The following is a 19,538-nucleotide window of genomic DNA, read 5'->3' on the forward strand; positions in this document are numbered from 1 at the left end:
CCTCATGAGCCGTCGGACGCTTCGATCGGTGGCGCGACGGGGTCCCAGCCTTGCAGGCCGGCCGACACCTGCAGATGGCCCCGCGCATCGACGACCACCGCATCGGCGCCAGGCTGGGCCTGCACGAGCGCGAGTCCGCGCTCGACGCCCATCACGAACACACATTTCGACAGCGCCTCGGCGCTCAGCCCGTCCGGGGCGATCACCGTGACGCTGTGCACGCCGTCGGGTGAGCGGCCCGAGGCCGGGTCGATCAGGTGATGGTGGCGCCGGCCCTGCGCGTCGATGAAGTAGCGCTCGTAATCGCCCGAGGTGGAGATCGAGACGTCCTGCAGCGGCAGCACCGCCGCGGGGACGTCGGTGCGGCGCGGATGGCGGATCGCCACCGTCCAGGGGCGGCCGCGGCGGTCGCCCAGCACCCGGCTGTCGCCGCCGGCGGCCACCATCGCATGCCCGATGCCCAAGGCACGCAGGCGGGCCACCGCGCCGTCGACTGCATGGCCCTTGGCAAAGCCGCCCAGGTCGATACACATGTCGGGGCGGGCAAAGCGCAGCGTGCGCCGCGCCGGGTCGAGGTCGAGGTATTGCCAGCCCACCGCCTGGCGGGCCCGCGCCAGCGCCGCCTCGTCGGGGCGGCGGCCGAGGCGGTAGTCGTAGAGCCGGCCCACGGCGGCATAGCTGATGTCGAAAGCCCCCCCGGAGCGCGCCGACCAGGCCAGCGCCTGTTCGATCAGCCGGTACATCTCCTCGCTCAGCGGCACGGCCCGTCGGCCGGCCTCGCGGTTGATGCGCGAGAGCTCCGAATCCGCCCGGTGCGGGCTCATCGCAGCGTCGATGCGATGCATCTCGGCCATCACGGCCGCCAGCGCCGCCTGGGCCTGGCGCTCGTCATCCGCCCACAGCTCGGCGCGGATGCGCGTGCCCATGATGGCGGCCTCGCGCACCCACCAGCGGCCGCTGGCGATGCGGCGCGGCGCGCGCGTGTAGGCGCCCAGGCGTTGGCGATGGCTGGCGCTGAGCAAGCCGACAGACATGACTCCCCTCCTCGTGATCGCGCTGCGACGCAAACGGCATGCCACCGTTGCGTTGCGGCCCGCGCGACGCCCCCCCGGCAGCCCCCGTGAACAGCCCTGGGGCGCCTGGAATTCAGCGGATCTTAGGGAGCGCCACGACGGCGATGTAGGCGAAACCGGGCCGCCTGAGACAAGCCTTACAAGCTGTCACACCTTCGACGGGCCGGGCGTGAACGGCTCGGCAGCTCGTTGCAATTGGCAACAAGATCGACGGCAGTGGTCGGTGTCGATGGGTGCGCCTCCTGCCGAAGCAAGGAGAGCGCCGAAGGCTGTCAAGGCGAGGAGGGAAAATCCTCCATGTCGTGCGGACTCAATCGATCTGAAAGCCGGTGGCCTGGACCACCGCCGCCCAGCGCCGGGCTTCCGCATCCATCAGGGCCTGGGCTTCCAGCCGGCTCGTGCCGCGCACGGTGAAACCGGCTTCTTCCAAGCTCTTGCGCACCGCAGGCGTTTGCAGCGCCGCCACGACCTCGCGGTTGAGTGTGTCGAGCACGGCCGGGGCAGTACCCGCCGGCGCGAGAACGGCGAACCAGGCCGAAAAGTTCAGCTCGGGCCACCCAGCTTCGGCCAAGGTGGGCACCTGCGGCAGTAAGGCCGAACGCTGGGCCGCCGTGGTGCCCAGCGCACGCAGCTTGCCCGCCTTGACCTGGGCCGCGGCCAAGGCCGTGCTGACGAAGGCCGCCTGCACCGAGCCGTTGAGCAGCGCGCTCATCGCATCGCCGGTGGCGCGAAAGTGCACGGGCTCGATCGCAAAGCCCGCCTGACGCGCGAACATCTCGGCGCCGAAATGACCGGGCGTGCCTGCGCCGAAGGTGGCGAAGTTGAACTTATTCTTGTCCGCACGCGCAGCGCCAACCAGGGAGGCCACATCGGCATGGGGCGATGCCGCTGGCACCACCAGCACGAAATCCGCGCGCACGACCTCCGACACCGGCGTCAACTCCTTGGCCGGCTGATACGGCAGCTTGCGATGCGTGGCCGGCGCAATGCTGATCGACCCCACCTCGCCCAGCAGCAAGGTGTGTCCATCCGGCGCGCTCTTGGCCACTTGCTGGGCGGCGATCTGCCCGCCGGCGCCGGCCACGTTGTCGATCACGACGCTTTGTTTGAGGGTCTCGGCCAGGCGCTGCCCGAGGGCGCGGGCGACGATGTCCGGCCCCGTGCCCGGCGGAAAGCCGACGACCAGCCGCACAGGCCGTTGCGGATAGCTTTGCGCCCAGGCCGCGGGTGCCCAGGCGAACAGGGCGGTGGTCAGCAGCGGGGCCAACAGCGTGGCCTGCCAGACAGTGCGGCGCAGCATGGCAGTCGTCTCCTCTCGTGATATGGGGCCGCCAGTGTGCGCCGCGCCGTGCTTTGCCCTTGTCATCCCTGAAGACGACAAAGCACGCCAGCGGCCTCAGTCGCGCAGGGCGGCGAACAGCTCGCTCTTGAAATGCAGCCCCAGGCGCGCAAAGGCGCGCGCCCGGTAGGTTTTGACGGTGGCCACCGACACCCCCAAGTCGGCAGCGATGCCCTCGTAGCTCCAGCCGCGCAACAGGCGCTCCAGCACATCGAGCTCGCGCGCCGTCAGCCCCGGACAGCGGGCCTGCAAGCGCTCGCGCGGGCTGTCGGCGCGCGACTCGGCGCGCCATTGGAGATGCCGCTTGACGCAGGCCAGCAGACACGGCGCCGCGTCGATAAAGTGATCGAGCTCCCGGCCATCGAAGCAGCCTTGGCCTTGATGGTGATAAACATTGAGCGCCAGCACCGAGCCGTCGGGCTGCCGCTCGGCAACCGACAAGCGTTCGACCATGCCGTGGCGGCGGTAAATGGCCTCGCGGTGCAAAGCGCTGGGCGCCTCGTCGGCATGCATGCACAGTACCGCCGCGCCAAAGCCGTGGCGGGCGCGCACCGCATCGAAGCTGCCGTCGGCGCGGTACAAGCCCAGGTCGCGGTACAACGCAAAACACTCGCCCGTGTGGTCCTGCGCCTGGCGGCTGGCCGAAAGATGCAGGCGCGGCGCACGCCCAGGCCACAGCTGATACACCGCCCAGGACCCAGCCACCAAGCCGGCCTGGATCGCCTCCAAGGCCACACGCGCAAAGTCCGGGCGGCCCAAAGCCGAGATCATCGGCTCGATCATCGCCGGTCCCGCGCGTGGCGTGGCCGCCAGCGACGGCAGCGCCCAGACCTTCATCGCGGTGGCGCCGTCATCCTCACGGATGACGAGCCTGGGGACACTGCGGCCCTATCGTGACCGGCTCTCAGACTTCGCGCGCGCCCCCTATGTCCATGACGCCCGCTCCATTGGCCCCTGCTGGCGCCCGCCCCGGACTGATCTTCATGGCCCAAGTGGCATGTGAGGTCGGCCCCCTCACCAGCTTGGGCCCGTGCCCCAGCGGCGAACGCCGCTTCGTTCCCTTGCACGGCGGCACCGTGCAAGGCCCCGAGCTCAATGGCCAGATCGTGCCCGGCGGCGTGGATTGGCAATGGGCCCGCGCCGACGGCGTGCTGGAGATCGCCGCCCATTACGCCTTGCGACTGCACGATGGCGCTTTGGTCGAAGTGCGCAGCGAAGGCTTGCGCCACGGCCCGCCTGAGGTCATGGCCCGGCTGGCGCAAGGACAAGATGTGCCGGCCGACGCCTATTTCTTTCGCACGCTGATGCGCTTCACCACGGGCGCGCCGCACTGGGCGCACCTCAACGCGGTGATGGCCGTGGCGAGCGGACAGCGGCAGGCGCATCGGGTCGTGCTGGACGTGTACCGATTGACGTGACAGGAGGCCGCGCCCCCGCACGGCCCAATGCTTATGTTATGTAAGCATTGGGCCGTCCCCATCGGCGCTTACCCGCATGCGCCCGGCCCCAGGTTCGGCGGCCGGCTGCGCGCTTCAGCGCAAACGCCCGACGTAGCGCTGCTCGATCGGTGCCGCACGCCGATGGGCCAGCGCACTGGGCGCAGACAAAGCCACCTCTTCGGACGCCGGGGGTTTGGGTCGCACACCGGGCACCGCGCGTTCGAGCTTGTCAGCCCAGGCCTGCAGTTCGGCATCGGCCTGCGCGCGGCACAGGCGGACGATCTCTTGGGCGTAGCTCGCGTCGACGGCCATCCACTCGGTGTCTGTCACGCGCCCCAATTTGCGGCGCAACAGCACATGCAAGTGCGCGGCAATGGCCAGACGATCATTTTCCGAAGGGCTTGCGTTCACGCTCGGACTCCTGCATGGGGATACGCCCACCCTGTCTAGCAAGCGGCGCGCCAGCCCCCTTCAGGCACCAGCCCCCCCCGCCGGGCACCTGCCCGGCGCCCTGGGCATCAGCGCCGGTCCATCGGGCAGGTGTTCACGCCCAGCAGGCTGTACAGCGGACACACCCGGAACAAGCCCGTCAACAAGGGCACCACGCCGATGTAGCCCCACAGCCCCACGGTGTTCGTCGCCGCCAAGGCGATCAACACCAATCCCACGGCGATCCGCGCGATGCGGTCGATCCCGCCTACATTGGCTTTCATGCGGCACGCTCCTTTACACCCTGCCGAGGGTGTTCCTTGGACGAAGGCTTTCAGTGTGCCCGGCGCTTCGCGGCGAACCTTGATCGACGTCAAAACCGGCTGCTGCCAGACGGAATGCACACCGCGCCGCGGGGCTGGGGCTCGCCCTGCCCCACAGATCCGCCGGCTCTGTTTACATTTAAAGGCACAAGCCAGCTGTTCGTTCACTCATTGCGCCTTGAGCCCCCGTCCCGCCAGTCCTGCCCCCTCGATGACGGCCGAGGCTTTGCTGGCGGCCATCGAACAGGTACAGCGGCAATTCATTGAAGAAGCCAATCTGCGCTGCGCCTTCGATCGCTTGCTGGAGGTCTTGTTGCGCATGACCGACAGCGGGTATGGCTTCATCGGCGAGCTCTGGCACGAGCCGGGCCAGGCCACGCCCGCCTTGCGCATGCTGGCGATCTCCGATATCGCCTGGGACGACGCCTCGCGGCAGATGATGGCCTTGCATCACGAGGGCCGACTGGTCTTCCGCGCCCTCGACTCCCTGTTCGGGCGGGTGATCCAAAGCGGCCAGCCGGTGCTGTCCAACGATCCCCGCCAGGATCCGCGCTCGGGCGGGCTGCCGCCCGGGCACCGGGTGATGGACAACTTCCTGGGCCTGCCCTTCTTCCGCGGCGACGAACTGCTGGGCATGGTCGGCGTGGCCAACCGGCCCGGCGGCTACGACGATGGCCTCGTCCAGACCCTGCAACCGCTGCTGTCCACCTGCGCGGCACTGACCGTGGCCGCCCGCAGCGAGGCGGGCCGGCGCCAGGCCGAGGACGCCCTGCGCCTGAGCGAGGCGCGCTGGCAGTTCGCCCTGGAAAGCGCCGGCGACGGCGTGTGGGACTGGGACCACGAGCACGACCGCGTGTACTACTCGCGCGTGGGCCTGGCGGTGCTCGGCTATGCCGAGGGCGATGTCGGCCCCGGCATCGCCGACTGGGAGGCGCTGATCCATCCCGACGATCTGCCTGGCTGCCGCGCGGCGATCCGGCGCCACCTGCGCGGCGACGCCCCGATGATGCTCAGCCGGCACCGGGTGCGCGCGGCCGATGGCAGCTACCGCTGGGTGCTCCTGCGCGGCAAGGTGATCGACCGCGGGCCCGACGGCCGCGCCCGCCGCTCGGTGGGCATCATCACCGACATGAGCGCCACGTTGGCGCAGCAGGCAGCCACCGATGAGGCGCTGTCCAAGCTGCGCAAGCTTGCACGCCAGGCCCCCGGCGTGCTCTACCAGTTCCGGCTCCACCCGGACGCTCGCATGAGCTTCCCCTATGCCAGCGACAACTTCGAAGCCCTGTTCGGCGTGCCTCTGGCCGAGGTGCAAGACGATGTGATGAAGCTCATCGAGCGCGTGCACGACGAGGACCGCCCGGGCCTGATCGCGTCCATCTTCGAAGCCGGCGCTGGTGTGCAGCCCTGGATGTACGAGTTCCGCTACCTGCACCACGACGGCTCGGTGCGCTGGGTGCTGGGGCATTCGAGCCCGGAGCGCGAGGAGGACGGCAGCGTGCTCTTTCACGGCTTCCTCACCGACACCACCGAGCGCAAGCACATGCAGGCCGAACTGGCCCGGCTGGAGGACGCACGGCGCGCCCGCGCGGCGGCCGAGGCGGCCAATCGGGCCAAGACGCTCTTTCTGTCGCACATGAGCCATGAACTGCGCACCCCGCTCAATGCGGTGCTGGGTTTTGCGCAGCTCCTGCGCGACGACCCGGGCCTGAACCTGCCGCCGTCACGGCGCCAATGGGTGGAGCACATCCATGCGGCCGGCCAGCACCTGCTGGGCATGATCACCGACCTGCTCGACCTCACCCGCATCGAAGCCGGGGCCTTGCTGGTGCGCCGGGAGCTCGTGCCGCTGGACGATGTGCTCGACGAATGCCTGAGCATGCTGCGGCCCCAGGCCGGCGCGGCGCGCGTCCTGTTGCACGCCCCGCCCCCCGGCGGCCTGAGGGTGCAGGGCGACCGCCAGCGCCTGCGCCAGGTGCTGCTCAACCTGGTGGGCAATGCCATCAAGTACAACCAGCCCGGGGGCCAAGTCTGGGTGCACGCGCAGGCCGGGCCCCACCGCGTCACCGTGTCCGTGCGCGACACCGGGCCGGGCATCGCGCCCGAGCGCCAGGGCGAACTCTTCACCCCCTTCAACCGCCTGGGCCGTGAGCACGGTCGCATCGACGGCGCCGGTGTGGGCCTGGCGCTGTCCCAGGGCCTGGCCCGGTTGATGGATGGGGAGATCCGGGTGGACAGCCAGCCCGGCCAAGGCAGCACGTTCACCCTGGACTTGCCGACTGCGCCCTATCCTGAAAATTGATTCGATCAATTGGAATCAGAACTCCAACAGCGTCAGACTATTCAATAAGACGCATTCGCAACGGAGTTCCTCATGGTCAAGACTGTTTGTTTCGGTCTGATGCATTTGTCCATCGCCTTCGGGATCGGCTATGCGCTCACCGGCGACGTGGCCATTGCCGGGGCGATCAGCCTGCTGGAGCCGCTGGCCAATACCGTGGCCTTTTACTTCTTCGACCGCTACTGGGGTCATCCCGTGTGGGGAAGGCTATGCGGCTGTGCGGGCGCTCACTTTTCTCGCGGCCGCCAACCCGATAAGCTCTGCTCCCGCCCAGCACCGGCGCGCTGAGCCTGGGGGCCGCCCGCCCCCCCTTGGCGGCGGCGGACCGAGACCGTCGCTGTCAGCCACTGACTGACGGCACGGTCGGGCGGACTCTGCTAAGGTCGGGCCGATGCATTGGCCTCAATGTAACGGGCGTCCGATCGCCCTCTTTCTCGATTTCGACGGCACGCTGGCCGACCTGGCCGCCCAGCCGCAGGACGTGCGCATCGAACCCGGCTTGGTGGAGCTGCTCGGCCGGCTGCACGAACAGCTCGACGGCGCGTTGGCCATCGTCACCGGCCGCCCGGTGGACGACATCGACCGTTTCCTGGCCCCGCTGCGCCTGCCGGTGGCCGGCATCCACGGGGCCCAGGGCCGGCAGCCCGATGGCCGGCGCTGGCAACTGGCCGCCCCGGCGCTGGCCCCAGTCGAGGCGGCTGCGCGGGCCTTGCAGGCCGAGCACCCCGGCCTGCAGCTCGAACGCAAGGCGGTGGCCTTGGCCTTGCACTACCGTCATGCGCCCGAAGCGGCCGACGCCTGCCGGCAGCGCCTGGCCGAGCTGGTTGCCGCGCAGCCGGGGCTGGAGCTGCTGCACGGCAAGTGCGTGTTCGAGGTCAAGCCCGCGGGCGTCCACAAGGGCCATGCGATCGAGCGCTTCCTGGCCGAACGGCCCTTTGCCGGCCGCGAGCCCGCCTTCGCGGGCGATGACCTCACCGACGAGGCCGGCTTCGAGACCGTGCTGCGCCTGGGCGGCCAGGCTTGCAAGGTCGGCGAGGGTCCGAGCTGCGCCCCACGGCGCCTGGCCGGCCCGGCCGAGCTGCACCAGGCCCTGGCCCAGTGGTCGCGGCACCTGGCGGGCCGCACCGAAGGGAGCGCGGCATGAAGGGATTCGCCCCCCCGGCCCCGCCCTCGCTGCGCCTGGGGGTGATCGGCAACTGCGCCTACAGCGCGCTGATCGACGAACGCGCCCGCATGGTGTGGTGCTGCCTGCCCCGCTTCGACGGCGACCCGGTGTTCAACGCCCTGCTCGACCCCTCCGAGCGCGGCAGCGACTGGGCCTTCGAACTCGAGGATTTCGCCTCAGCCGAGCAGGCCTATGTGCCCAACACGGCGATTCTGCGCACCGTGCTCACCGACACGCACGGCCAGCGCCTGGAGATCACCGACTTCGCGCCGCGCTTCCAGTCGCGCTCGCGCTATTTCCGGCCGATGATGATGGTGCGCCGTGTACGCCCCCTGGTCGGCGCACCGCGCCTGCGCGTGCGCCTGAACCCGCGCTTCGACTGGGGCCGGCGCTCGCCCGCGCTCACCCAGGGCAGCAACCACCTGCGCTTCGTGGGCGACACCCTGACGCTGCGCCTGAACACCGACGCCCCGTTGTCCTACGTGCTGTCGCAGCAGCCCTTCGTCGTCACGCGCGAATACAACTTCCTGCTGGGCCCCGACGAGACCCTGGCCGAGGGCATCGGTGACACCGCACGCCATTTCGAGCAGGAGACCGCCGCCTACTGGCGCCACTGGAGCCAGCGCCTGCACATCCCGCTGGAGTGGCAAGACGCGGTGATCCGCGCGGCCATCACGCTCAAGCTCTCGCTGTTCGAGGACACCGGCGCCATCGTTGCCGCGATGACCACCAGCATCCCCGAGGCGCCGCACAGCGGCCGCAACTGGGACTACCGCTACTGCTGGCTGCGCGATGCCTTTTTCGTCGTGCGCGCGCTCAACAGCCTGTCCGAGGTGGGCACGCTGGAGGACTACCTGCGCTGGCTGTCCAATGTCGTCGCGCAGGCCCGCGGCGGACACATCCAGCCGCTGTTCGGCGTGGGCCTGGAACGCGAGCTGCCCGAGTCGCTGCTGGACCACCTGCCCGGCTATCGCGGCATGGGCCCGGTGCGCGTGGGCAACCAGGCGGCCGAACACTTCCAGCACGACGTCTACGGCAACGTGGTGCTGGGCGCCGCCCAGGCCTTCCACGATGCACGCTTGCTGCACCGTGCCGGCCTGGCCGAGTTCGAGCACCTCGAGGCGGTGGGCGAGCAGGCCGTGCGCGTGTTCGACCAGCCCGACGCCGGCATGTGGGAGCTGCGCACCCGTGCCCGCGTCCACACCTCCTCGGCGCTGATGTGCTGGGCCGCCTGCGACCGCCTGGCCAAGATCGCCCTGACGCTCGGGCTCAGCGATCGCGCGGGCTACTGGTCTATGCACGCGAAGCGCCTGCGCGAGCGCATCCTGGCCGAAAGCTGGAGCGAGCAGCGACAGGCTTTCGTCGAGAGCTTCGGCGGACGCGACCTGGACGCCAGCGTGCTGCTGATGGCCGAAGTGAACTTCATCGACCCGAAAGACCCGCGCTTCATCGCCACCGTCGATGCACTGGAAAAGCACCTGTGCGACGGCCCCTACATGCGCCGCTACGAAGCGGCCGACGACTTCGGCAAACCCGAGACCGCCTTCAACATCTGCAGCTTCTGGCGCATCGACGCGCTGGCGCGCATCGGCCGCAAGCCGCAGGCCCGCGAGATCTTCGAGGCCTTGCTGGCCACGCGCAACCCCCTGGGCCTGATGTCGGAGGACACCCACCCGCACACCGGCGAGCTCTGGGGCAATTACCCACAGACCTATTCGATGGTGGGCATCATCAACGGCGCGGTGCGCCTGTCCGCGCCCTGGGACAGTGTCGTATGAGCCGCCTCGTGGTCGTGTCCAACCGCGTGGCCGACCCACGCAAGAGCGCCGCCGGCGGCCTGGCCGTCGCGCTGGGAGAGGCCCTGAACGACACCGGCGGTCTGTGGTTCGGCTGGAGCGGGAAGATCGTCGAGCCTGGCCAGCCCGAGGGCCGCGGCCCGCAACTGCAGCGCGCGGGCCGCGTCACGCTGGCCACGGTGGACCTCTCGCGCGAAGACCATGACAGCTACTACCTGGGCTACAGCAACGGGGTGCTCTGGCCGGTGTTCCACTACCGGCTCGACCTGGCCGATTTCGACGCGGGCTACATTGCCGGCTACCGGCGCGTGAACCGGCTGTTCGCGGGCAAGCTGATGTCGCTGCTGCAGCCCGACGACCTGATCTGGGTGCACGACTACCACCTCATCCCGCTGGCGGCCGAGCTGCGCGCGATGGGCTGCACGCAACGTATCGGCTTTTTCCTGCACATCCCGCTGCCGCCGCCGCAGATCCTGGCGGCCATCCCGCAGCACGAATGGCTCATCCGCGCCCTGTTCGCCTACGACCTGGTGGGCTTCCAATCCACCATCGACGTGCAGCACTTCTCGCGCTATGTGCGCAACGAGGCCGATGCCCAGGTGCTGGGCGAGGACCGCTACCGCGCCTTCGGCCGCACCACGATGGCCCAGGCCTTTCCCATCGGCATCGACGTGGACGAGTTCATGCGCCTGGCCCATGCCCGCGAGGCCTGCGAGACCTATGACACCATGCGCGAGCAGTACTCGCGCCGGCGGCTGCTGATCGGCGTGGACCGCCTCGACTACTCCAAGGGCATCCCGCACCGTGTGCGCGCCTTTCGCGAGCTGCTCCAGCACTACCCCGAGAACCGCCACAGCGCCACGCTGATCCAGATCGCCTCGCCCACGCGCGAAAGCGTGGACGCCTATGCCGACATCCGCCAGGAGCTCGAAGGCCTGTGCGGCGCGATCAACGGCGACTTCGGCGACCTCGACTGGATGCCGGTGCGCTACATCCACCGCACCGTGGCGCGCAAGCGCATCCCCGGCCTGTGCCGCGCGGCCGACGTGGGCCTGGTCACGCCGCTGCGCGACGGCATGAACCTCGTGGCCAAGGAGTACATCGCCGCACAGAACCCGGACGACCCCGGCGTGCTGGTGCTCTCGCGCTTTGCCGGTGCGGCCGAGCAATTGAAGGAGGCGCTGCTGGTGAACCCCTACGACGTGCACGGCACGGCGCAGGCCGTCCAGCAGGCGCTGCGCATGCCGCTGGAAGAGCGCCAGCGCCGCCATCAGGCCCTGCTGGCGCGCATCCGCGAGCACGACGTGCACTGGTGGCGCCGCCGTTTCCTCGACACCCTCGCCCAGGCTGGCGACTGACCCTCATGGAAAGGAGTGTTCCCGCATGCAAGAAGACCTGATCGCCGCTGCCGGCGCCCTGTGGAGCAGCCTCGGGGACTACACAGCGATCGCGGTGCGGATCACGGTCATCGCCCTCGTGGCCTGGATCGTCGTGGGGCTGCTGCACCGGGCCATCCGGCTCTTCCGCGAGCGCCTGACCGCCCGCATCGACGACCGCGAGGCCGTCAAGCGTGCGCAGACCCTGGGCCGGGTGTGCCGCTACATCGTCAGCGTGGTCGTCACGCTCGTGGCCTCGATGCTCATCCTGTCGGAGCTCGGCGTGTCGGTCGCCCCCATCCTTGGCGCCGCCGGCGTGGTGGGCCTGGCCGTCGGCTTTGGCGCACAAAGCCTGGTGAAGGACTATTTCACCGGCTTCTTCATCCTGCTGGAGAACCAGATCCGCCAGGGCGACGTGGTGCAGCTGGGCAGCCATGCCGGCGTGGTCGAGGAAGTGACGCTGCGCTTCGTGCAACTGCGCGACTACAGCGGCAACGTGCATTTCATCCCCAACGGCACCATCTCGGTCGTCACCAACATGACACGCGGCTACGCCAACGCGGTGATGGACATCGGCGTGGCCTACCGCGAGGATGTGGACCAGGTCATGGCCGTCATGCACGAGGTGGCCAAGCAGATGCGCCAGGACGAGACCTACGGCCCGCGCATCCTGGGCGAGCTGGAGATGGCCGGCGTGGAGCAGTGGGCCGACTCGGCGGTGGTGATCCGCTGCCGCCTGCGCTGCGCGCCGATCGAGCAATGGGGGGTGCGCCGCGAATACCTGCGCCGCCTGAAGAAAGCCTTCGACGAAGCCGGCATCGAGATCCCCTACCCGCACCTCACCGTCTATGCAGGCCAGGCCAAGGACGGCAGCGCCCCCGCCTTTGCGGTGCAGGCCCAAGTGGTGAGCGCCCCGGCCACGGCCGGGGGATGAGCGCCGCGGCGGCACATCCGCCCGCAGCCCTCACCAACGCGTGTCGGACGGGAACAGGTAGGCGTCCTCGTGCACCAGCAGCGGCGCCTGCGCGGCCACAGCGAAGGCTTTGTCGTCCAGCGCCAGACCGAGGCGGCGGACCTGGCCCTCCAGCGCGCACAGCCGCGCCTCCAGCGCCAGCAGCCAGGCCGAGGGCCGCGCCGGAAACAGCGAGGACAGCGCGAACAAGCGCTGGCCCCAGGGCAGTCGGGGCGCCTGGGCGTCGTACAGCACACGCCAGGCCCGCGCCAGCTCATCGGCGTCGACGGCCCACTGGCCCAGCGTCTGCCGGCTCAGGGGCGGCGACGAGGCACTCGACGGGAGCGTTGTCATTGTTCTTCAGGCCATCGGGCCGCGCACCACAAAGCCCTCCATTGTCGGCATCGGTCTGCGGCATTCACTCGGGTTTACCCTCCCTCCCCCTTTGGTGGGAGCGCCGCAGCAGGACTCACGGTCCGGCCCGGGCAACCCTGCGCCGGTGATGGGGGTCGGCACAGCCTAAAATAGGAGGTTTGCCCGCGTGGCCGGCATTGCGCTGCGTGGTGCCGGGCCCGGCGCCGGCGATGCCGCGGAGACCCTCCATGCTCTACCCCCAGGAATTCGACGTCATCGTCGTCGGTGGCGGCCATGCCGGCACCGAGGCGGCACTGGCGGCCGCCCGCATGGGCTGCACCACCCTGCTGCTGACCCACAACATCGAGACGCTGGGCCAGATGAGCTGCAACCCGTCCATCGGCGGCATCGGCAAGGGCCACCTGGTCAAGGAGATCGATGCCCTGGGCGGGGCGATGGCCGCGGCCACCGACGAGGCCGGCATCCAGTTCCGCATCCTCAACAGCTCCAAGGGCCCGGCCGTGCGCGCCACCCGCGCCCAGGCCGACCGCGTACTGTACAAGGCCGCCATCCGCCGCCGGCTGGAGAACCAGCCGAACCTCTGGCTCTTCCAGCAGGCCGTCGACGACCTGATGGTCGAAGGCGACCGCGTGGTGGGCGCGGTGACGCAAGTGGGCGTGCGCTTTCGCAGCCGCACCGTGGTGCTCACGGCCGGCACCTTCCTGGACGGCCGCATCCATGTGGGCCTGCAGAACTACAGCGCCGGCCGTGCCGGTGACCCGCCGGCCGTGTCGCTGTCGGCCCGGCTCAAGGAGCTGAAGCTGCCGCAAGGGCGCCTGAAGACGGGCACGCCGCCGCGCATCGACGGCCGCACCATCGATTTTTCGAAGCTCACCGAACAGCCCGGCGACCTCGACCCCGTGCCGGTGTTCAGCTTCCTGGGCGATGCCTCGCAGCACCCGCGTCAGGTGCCGTGCTGGATCACCCACACCAACGAACGCACCCACGAGATCATCCGCTCGGGCTTCGATCGCAGCCCGATGTTCACCGGCATCATCGAGGGCGTGGGCCCGCGCTATTGCCCGAGCATCGAGGACAAGATCAACCGCTTCGCCGACAAGACCTCCCACCAGATCTTTCTGGAACCGGAGGGCCTCACGACGAACGAGTTCTACCCCAACGGCATCTCGACCTCCCTGCCTTTCGACATCCAGCTCGCCGCCGTGCGCTCGATGCCGGGACTGGAGAACGCCCACATCCTGCGGCCGGGCTATGCGATCGAGTACGACTATTTCGACCCGCGTGAGCTGAAGCCCAGCTTCGAGACCCGCGCCATCCGCGGGCTCTTTTTCGCCGGCCAGATCAACGGCACTACCGGCTATGAGGAAGCGGCCGCCCAGGGCCTGTTCGCCGGCATCAATGCCGCGCTGCAGGTGCAAGGCCGCGAGCCCTGGTTGCCGCGCCGTGACCAGGCCTACCTGGGGGTGCTGGTCGATGACCTCATCACCAAGGGTGTGTCTGAGCCCTACCGCATGTTCACCAGCCGGGCCGAGTTCCGCCTGCAACTGCGCGAGGACAACGCCGACCTGCGCCTGACCGAGATCGGCCGACAGCTTGGGCTGGTGGACGATGCGCGGTGGGCAGCCTTCAACCGCAAGCGGGATGCCGTTTCACGTGAAACCGAACGTTTGAAGTCCACCTGGGTCAACCCCCAGATCCTGCCCGCCGCCGACGCCGAACGCTTGCTTGGCAAAGCCTTGGAGCATGAGTACAACCTCAGCGACCTGCTGCGCCGCCCCGGTGTCCGCTACGACACCCTGGCCGAGGTAACCGCGATCGCCAAACCCGAGGCCGGTGTTTCACGTGAAACGCTCCGCGCCGAGCTGGGCAGGACCCTGGCCGATGCCGTGATCGAGCAGGTGGAGATCAGCATCAAGTACGCCGGCTACATCGACAAGCAGAACGAGGAGGTGCAGCGCGCCCTGGCCTACGAGCACCTCAAGCTGCCGGCCGATCTGGACTATTCGCAGGTGACGGCTCTGAGCCACGAGGTGAGGCAGAAGCTGAGCCAGCACCGGCCGGAAACCCTGGGCCAGGCGTCCCGGATCTCGGGGATCACGCCGGCGGCGATTTCGCTGTTGCTGATTCACCTGAAGAAGGGACGGTTCAAGGGGTTTGGGGAGGAGCGGGCCGCCTGAGGGTCGAGCCCGCTTTTCGGCACTTCTGTGGCCAATTCACCATGCCGGGTCCCGCCCCGCCAATGGTGAAGGGCAACCACCGCCGCATCAGGCCAACTTGCAAACCCAATGAAACCCGCCCTCCAATCCGGCCTCACCAAGCTCGGCCTCCCTCTGAGCCCGACACAGGTGGACCGCCTCCTCGCCTACCAGACGCTCATCGCCAAGTGGAACCGCGTCTACAACCTCACCGCCGTCCGCAACCCCGAGGAGATGTTGACCCACCACCTCCTAGACAGCCTCGCGGTCGTCCCTGCACTCACAGCCCGCTTCGGTGCTGAGCGGCCCTTCCGGCTGCTCGACGTTGGCGCCGGCGCCGGCCTGCCCGGGGTGGTGGTCGCCATTGCCCTGCCACAAGCCCAGGTCACCTGTGTGGACACGGTGGCCAAGAAGGCGAGCTTCATCCGCCAGGTTGCCGTCGAACTCGACCTCAAGAACCTCCGCGCCGAACATGCCCGGGTCGAAGCATTGCCCCCGCAACAGGCCGACGTGGTCACCTCCCGGGCCTTCGCCTCGCTGGCCGACTTCGTCGCCCTCACCCGCCAGCACCTGCGCGCCGGCGGCGTCTGGATGGCCATGAAGGGCAAGATCCCGGAAGCAGAGGCCGCCGAATTGCCCGAAGATGTGGCGGTGTTTCACGTGGAACCGTTGACCGTGCCCGGCCTGGACGCAGAGCGTTGCCTGGTCTGGATGCGCCCCCGCTCCACCGACACCCCTTCCCCCACCGAGGCCCCCTGATGTTCGGCATCTCCGACTTCGGCGCCTACTGCGCCGCCATCCTCATCTTTCTGGCCCTGCCCGGCCCAGGCACCTTCGCCCTGCTCACCGCCACCGGCAAGGGCGGCTTCCGCGCCGGCGCTGCCGCCACCGCCGGGCTGATCGTGGGCGACCAGATCCTGCTGTGGCTGGCCGTGGCCGGCGTGGCCGCCCTGCTGGCCACCCATCCCACCCTCTTCCAGGCCGTGCAGTACGCCGGCGCCGCCTACCTGTGCTGGATCGGCCTCAAGCTCTTGCGCGCCCGGGACGGCGCGACGCCCGTCGTGCAGATGGAAACCGGCCGCTACTTCCGCCAGGCCACGCTGATCACCGTGCTCAATCCCAAGGCCATCGTCTTCTACATGGCCTTCTTCCCGCTGTTCATCGACCCGGCCCGCCACCAGGGCGTGGTCACCTTCGCTGCAATGGCCGTCACGATCGCGGCGCTCACCGCCCTCTACTGCCTGAGCCTGTGCGCCTTCGCCCACGCCATCGCCGCCAAAGTGCGCGCCCACCGGCGGGTGGCGACATGGCTGGAGCGCCTCGCCGGTGTCTTCCTGATCGGCTTTGGCATCCGACTGACGACGAACTGAGCTTGACGCCCACCTCCGCCCATAGGACAATCCAACCAGTTGTTTCAACCAGTTGAATTGATGTCTGTCACCATCGGCGCCTTCGAAGCCAAGACCCATCTGTCGGCCCTGCTGGATCGGGTCGAACACGGCGAGGAGGTCGTGATCACCAAGCACGGCCGACCCGTGGCACGTCTGCTGCCCGTTCAGTCCACGTCCCACCCCCCAGCCGCGGGCCAGGATCTGCTGGAGCGCATGCGTGAACAGCGTGCCGGACGACGCCTGGGCATGGATTGGCGCGTGCTGCGCGACGAGGGCCGCAAGGGATGAGCCCCGTGGTGCTCGATGCCTCCAGCGCCCTCACCTGGTGTTTCGAGGACGAAGCCAGCGAGGCCGGCGATCGCCTTTTCCGCCGCGTGCAGGACCACGGCGCCGTCGTGCCTGCGCTGTGGCACCTGGAGATCGGCAACATCGTGCTCAGCGCCGAACGCCGCCGCCGCCTGACACAAACCGAGGTGGAGGCCTACCTCGACCTGCTCAGACAGTTGCGCATCGACACCGACGCCGCCCCGCCCGAGCGGGCCCGCGCCGACACACTGCACCTGGCCCGCGAACACGCCCTCTCCGTCTACGACGCCAGCTACCTCGACCTCGCGATGCGCCGCCGCCTGCCGCTGGCCACGCTGGACACCGCCTTGCAACGCGCCGCCCGTGCCGTGGGCGTCGAACTCATCGAACTCTGAGCCTGCACAAGCCCTGCCCATGGCCAAGATCTTCTGCATTGCCAACCAAAAAGGCGGCGTCGGCAAGACGACCACCGCCGTCAACCTCGCCGCCGGCCTGGCCAAGGTCGGCCAGCGCGTGCTGCTGGTCGACCTCGACCCCCAGGGCAATGCCACGATGGGCTCGGGCGTGGACAAGCGCACCCTGCCCTTGTCGGTGTACGACGTGCTGCTCGAATCCGCCTCGGTGGCCGAGGCCCGCGCGCGCTCCGAACTGGGCGGCTATGACGTGCTCGGCGCCAACCGCGAGCTGGCCGGCGCCGAGGTCGAGCTGGTCGATCTGGAGCGCCGCGACCGCCGGCTCAAAGGCGCGCTGGCCGCCGCCGATGCCGACTACGACTTCGTGCTGATCGACTGCCCGCCCTCGCTGTCGATGCTCACGCTCAACGGCCTGGTCAGCGCCCATGGCGTGATCGTGCCGATGCAGTGCGAGTACTTCGCGCTGGAGGGGCTCACCGACCTGGTCAACACCATCAAGCAGGTGCATGCCAACCTGAATGCCGATCTGAAGATCATCGGCTTGCTGCGCGTGATGTACGACCCGCGCATCACGCTGCAAAGCCAGGTGAGCGAACAGCTCAAGCAGCACTTTGCCGACAAGGTGTTCAACACCGTGATCCCGCGCAACGTGCGCCTGGCCGAGGCGCCGAGCTATGGCCAGCCCGGCGTGGTGTTCGACCCGGCCTCGCGCGGGGCCCAGGCCTATGTGGAGTTCGCGCGCGAGATGGTCGCGCGCATCGCCACGATGTGAGCCCTGTACCATCCCGGCCCATGACCCTGCGTGTCCTGCTCCTGCCCGGCTGGCTCGATTCCGGCCCCGACCACTGGCAAAGCCGCTGGGAAGCCCTGTACGGGGACACGCGCGTGGAACAGGCCGACTGGGAATGGCCCCGGCGCGGCGACTGGATGGCCCGGCTGGAGGAGGTGCTCCGGGCCGACGCCAGCCCCGCGCTGCTGGCAGCCCACAGCCTGGGCTGCCAGCTCGTGGCGGCCTGGGCGGCGCATTCGCGCATCACCGACCGCGTGGCCGGGGCGCTGCTGGTGGCCCCGCCCGACACCGAGCGCGAGAGCACCCCGCCGCAGCTGCACAACTGGCGCCCCATCGTGCGCGAGCGCCTGCCTTTTCCTGCCACCGTGCTCATCAGCACCGACGACCCCTATTGCAGCGCTGAACGCGCTGCCGAGATGGCCCAGCAATGGGGCGCGCAGCTCGTGAGCCTGGGCCCGAGGGGCCACCTCAACCACGCATCCGGCCTGGGCGACTGGCCCGAGGGCCGCGCCTGGCTCGACGCGCTGCGCCCCACCCCCTCTTCCGTTTCCTGAACCCCCGCCCATGGTCACGAAAAAACCCAAAGGCCTCGGCCTCGGCCTCGAAGCCCTGCTGGGCCCCAAGGTGAACGACAGCCCGGCCGCCGCATCGGCCGACGGCACGCCCTCGACGCTCAAGCTCTCCCAGCTGCAGCCCGGCAAGTACCAGCCGCGCACGCGCATGGACGAAGGCTCGCTGTACGAGCTGGCCGAAAGCATCAAGGCCCAGGGCATCATGCAGCCGATCCTGGTCCGCCCCTTGGGCTCGCCCAACGACCCCGGCGGAGCCCCCCGCTACGAGATCATCGCCGGCGAACGCCGCTTCCGTGCCGCCCAGCTCGCGGGCCTGAACGAGGTGCCGGTGCTGGTCAAGACCGTGCCCGACGAAGCCGCCGCCGCGATGGCGCTGATCGAGAACATCCAGCGCGAGGACCTCAACCCGCTGGAGGAGGCCCAGGGCCTGCAACGCCTGATCCACGAATTCGGACTCACCCATGAACAAGCGGCCCAGGCCGTGGGCCGCTCGCGCAGCGCCGCCTCCAACCTGCTGCGCCTGCTCCAACTGGCCGAGCCGGTGCAACAGATGCTGATGGCCGGCGACCTCGACATGGGCCATGCCCGCGCGCTGCTGCCGCTGGCGCCCGCCCAGCAGATCCTCAGCGCCCACGAGATCGCCGCGAAGAAGCTCAGCGTGCGCGAGGCCGAGAAGCTCGTCGCCCGGGCCACCCACACCCGGCAGACGCCGCTGCTGCGGGTGAAGCAAGACAAGCCGCGCGACCTGCTGCGCATCGAGGAACAGCTCTCCGACCACCTCACCGCCGCCGTCGAGATCCGGGTGAAGAAACGCACCAAGCGCGGCGAACAGGGCGAGGTGGCGATCGCCTTCGGCTCGCTCGACGAGCTCAACGGCCTGCTCGAGAAGCTGGGGCTGCAGCAAGGCTGACCCCCCCCGGGCGCCGGCATGAACCGCCACATCACGCTGCGCCAGTTCCGCTACTTCCTACTTCATATCGCGGTGGCGGAATCCTCCTCGGTGGCCGCGACCTCGCGCATGCTCTACATCGCGCAGTCGGCTATCACCAAGTCCATCCTCGAGCTGGAAGATGCGCTGGGCGTGAGTCTGTTCGAGCGCAGCCCCAGGGCATGGTGCTCACGCCCGACGGCCACCGCGTCCTCGCCAGTGCGCGCAAGGTGCTCTCAGCCGTGGCCGACGCGACCCGGGCTGCACCGCGCCAAGCCCTCGCCGCTGTCTGGGCCGCTGGCCATCGGCGTGACCACATCGAGAACCTGATACGCCCC

General features: G+C 69.3%; 22 protein-coding genes. 16 read left to right on the forward strand and 6 right to left on the reverse strand.

The features are described from left to right. Positions 1-2: 2 nt before the first annotated feature. From AC1ECW_RS02710 to AC1ECW_RS02720, 3 genes are all read right to left on the reverse strand, one after another. A complete protein-coding gene (locus AC1ECW_RS02710) occupies positions 3-1,034 on the reverse strand; it encodes an FAD:protein FMN transferase (protein ID WP_409702645.1) in 1,032 nt (343 codons plus the stop codon). A 349-nt stretch (positions 1,035-1,383) separates the two neighbouring features. After that, positions 1,384-2,373 (reverse strand): Bug family tripartite tricarboxylate transporter substrate binding protein, encoded by a 990-nt coding sequence (locus AC1ECW_RS02715; protein ID WP_409702647.1) that lies wholly within the window; start codon positions 2,371-2,373, stop codon positions 1,384-1,386. A 96-nt stretch (positions 2,374-2,469) separates the two neighbouring features. Then, positions 2,470-3,249 carry a helix-turn-helix transcriptional regulator gene (locus AC1ECW_RS02720; RefSeq protein ID WP_481201138.1) on the reverse strand — a complete coding sequence of 260 codons (780 nt, stop codon included), beginning with the start codon at positions 3,247-3,249 and terminating at the stop codon, positions 2,470-2,472. Between the two features lie 95 nt (positions 3,250-3,344). On the opposite strand from AC1ECW_RS02720, the gene AC1ECW_RS02725 reads away from it, so the two are divergent. Beyond that, positions 3,345-3,830, forward strand: coding sequence for a DUF3237 domain-containing protein (locus tag AC1ECW_RS02725; RefSeq protein ID WP_481201210.1), 486 nt, complete (start codon positions 3,345-3,347; stop codon positions 3,828-3,830). 114 nt (positions 3,831-3,944) lie between these two features. Here AC1ECW_RS02725 and AC1ECW_RS02730 read toward each other — a convergent pair whose 3' ends face one another. Then, positions 3,945-4,262, reverse strand: coding sequence for a hypothetical protein (locus tag AC1ECW_RS02730; RefSeq protein ID WP_481201139.1), 318 nt, complete (start codon positions 4,260-4,262; stop codon positions 3,945-3,947). 107 nt (positions 4,263-4,369) lie between these two features. Further along, positions 4,370-4,564 (reverse strand): YgaP family membrane protein, encoded by a 195-nt coding sequence (locus tag AC1ECW_RS02735; RefSeq protein ID WP_409702654.1) that lies wholly within the window; start codon positions 4,562-4,564, stop codon positions 4,370-4,372. A gap of 217 nt (positions 4,565-4,781) precedes the next feature. Here AC1ECW_RS02735 and AC1ECW_RS02740 point away from each other — a divergent pair, with 217 nt between their 5' ends. From AC1ECW_RS02740 to AC1ECW_RS02765, 6 genes are all read left to right on the forward strand, one after another. Then, positions 4,782-6,902 (forward strand): sensor histidine kinase, encoded by a 2,121-nt coding sequence (locus tag AC1ECW_RS02740; RefSeq protein WP_481201140.1) that lies wholly within the window; start codon positions 4,782-4,784, stop codon positions 6,900-6,902. A gap of 72 nt (positions 6,903-6,974) precedes the next feature. Then, complete coding sequence (locus AC1ECW_RS02745; RefSeq protein ID WP_409702658.1) at positions 6,975-7,229, forward strand: DUF2061 domain-containing protein; 255 nt, start codon at positions 6,975-6,977, stop codon at positions 7,227-7,229. A gap of 103 nt (positions 7,230-7,332) precedes the next feature. Beyond that, on the forward strand, positions 7,333-8,085 hold the full coding sequence (otsB, locus tag AC1ECW_RS02750) for a trehalose-phosphatase (protein WP_481201141.1): 753 nt from the start codon (positions 7,333-7,335) through the stop codon (positions 8,083-8,085). Further along, positions 8,082-9,884 carry a glycoside hydrolase family 15 protein gene (locus AC1ECW_RS02755; protein WP_481201142.1) on the forward strand — a complete coding sequence of 601 codons (1,803 nt, stop codon included), beginning with the start codon at positions 8,082-8,084 and terminating at the stop codon, positions 9,882-9,884. Before otsB ends, AC1ECW_RS02755 begins: the two co-directional genes overlap by 4 nt. Further along, on the forward strand, positions 9,881-11,260 hold the full coding sequence (otsA, locus tag AC1ECW_RS02760; protein ID WP_409702664.1) for an alpha,alpha-trehalose-phosphate synthase (UDP-forming): 1,380 nt from the start codon (positions 9,881-9,883) through the stop codon (positions 11,258-11,260). Before AC1ECW_RS02755 ends, otsA begins: the two co-directional genes overlap by 4 nt. 25 nt (positions 11,261-11,285) lie before the next feature. Beyond that, positions 11,286-12,212: a mechanosensitive ion channel family protein gene (locus AC1ECW_RS02765; RefSeq protein WP_409702666.1), complete on the forward strand. Its 927-nt coding sequence runs from the start codon at positions 11,286-11,288 to the stop codon at positions 12,210-12,212. Between the two features lie 30 nt (positions 12,213-12,242). On the opposite strand, the gene AC1ECW_RS02770 is transcribed toward AC1ECW_RS02765, so the two are convergent. Next, positions 12,243-12,584, reverse strand: coding sequence for a hypothetical protein (locus AC1ECW_RS02770; protein WP_481201143.1), 342 nt, complete (start codon positions 12,582-12,584; stop codon positions 12,243-12,245). A gap of 248 nt (positions 12,585-12,832) precedes the next feature. Between AC1ECW_RS02770 and mnmG the strand changes: the two genes are divergently transcribed. The 9 genes from mnmG to AC1ECW_RS02815 all read left to right on the forward strand — a co-directional run bounded on the left by mnmG (position 12,833) and on the right by AC1ECW_RS02815 (position 19,530). After that, the gene (mnmG, locus tag AC1ECW_RS02775; protein WP_481201144.1) at positions 12,833-14,782 is read left to right on the forward strand and encodes a tRNA uridine-5-carboxymethylaminomethyl(34) synthesis enzyme MnmG; all 1,950 of its coding nucleotides are present in this window, start codon (positions 12,833-12,835) and stop codon (positions 14,780-14,782) included. A 108-nt stretch (positions 14,783-14,890) separates the two neighbouring features. Next, the gene (rsmG, locus tag AC1ECW_RS02780; RefSeq protein WP_481201145.1) at positions 14,891-15,559 is read left to right on the forward strand and encodes a 16S rRNA (guanine(527)-N(7))-methyltransferase RsmG; all 669 of its coding nucleotides are present in this window, start codon (positions 14,891-14,893) and stop codon (positions 15,557-15,559) included. Further along, positions 15,559-16,170 carry a LysE family transporter gene (locus tag AC1ECW_RS02785; protein WP_481201146.1) on the forward strand — a complete coding sequence of 204 codons (612 nt, stop codon included), beginning with the start codon at positions 15,559-15,561 and terminating at the stop codon, positions 16,168-16,170. The genes rsmG and AC1ECW_RS02785 overlap by 1 nt, the downstream gene beginning before the upstream one ends. A gap of 60 nt (positions 16,171-16,230) precedes the next feature. Continuing rightward, positions 16,231-16,479, forward strand: coding sequence for a type II toxin-antitoxin system Phd/YefM family antitoxin (locus AC1ECW_RS02790; RefSeq protein ID WP_409702677.1), 249 nt, complete (start codon positions 16,231-16,233; stop codon positions 16,477-16,479). Beyond that, positions 16,476-16,892 (forward strand): type II toxin-antitoxin system VapC family toxin, encoded by a 417-nt coding sequence (locus AC1ECW_RS02795; RefSeq protein ID WP_409702679.1) that lies wholly within the window; start codon positions 16,476-16,478, stop codon positions 16,890-16,892. The genes AC1ECW_RS02790 and AC1ECW_RS02795 overlap by 4 nt, the downstream gene beginning before the upstream one ends. Positions 16,893-16,911: 19 nt before the next feature. Further along, positions 16,912-17,682 (forward strand): ParA family protein, encoded by a 771-nt coding sequence (locus AC1ECW_RS02800; protein ID WP_409702681.1) that lies wholly within the window; start codon positions 16,912-16,914, stop codon positions 17,680-17,682. A gap of 20 nt (positions 17,683-17,702) precedes the next feature. Continuing rightward, positions 17,703-18,254 carry an RBBP9/YdeN family alpha/beta hydrolase gene (locus AC1ECW_RS02805; RefSeq protein ID WP_409702683.1) on the forward strand — a complete coding sequence of 184 codons (552 nt, stop codon included), beginning with the start codon at positions 17,703-17,705 and terminating at the stop codon, positions 18,252-18,254. A gap of 10 nt (positions 18,255-18,264) precedes the next feature. After that, positions 18,265-19,182, forward strand: coding sequence for a ParB/RepB/Spo0J family partition protein (locus tag AC1ECW_RS02810; protein ID WP_409702685.1), 918 nt, complete (start codon positions 18,265-18,267; stop codon positions 19,180-19,182). Between the two features lie 18 nt (positions 19,183-19,200). Then, positions 19,201-19,530 carry a helix-turn-helix domain-containing protein gene (locus AC1ECW_RS02815; RefSeq protein WP_409702687.1) on the forward strand — a complete coding sequence of 110 codons (330 nt, stop codon included), beginning with the start codon at positions 19,201-19,203 and terminating at the stop codon, positions 19,528-19,530. Positions 19,531-19,538: the final 8 nt, after the last annotated feature.

Source organism: Caldimonas hydrothermalis (genome assembly GCF_056746695.1).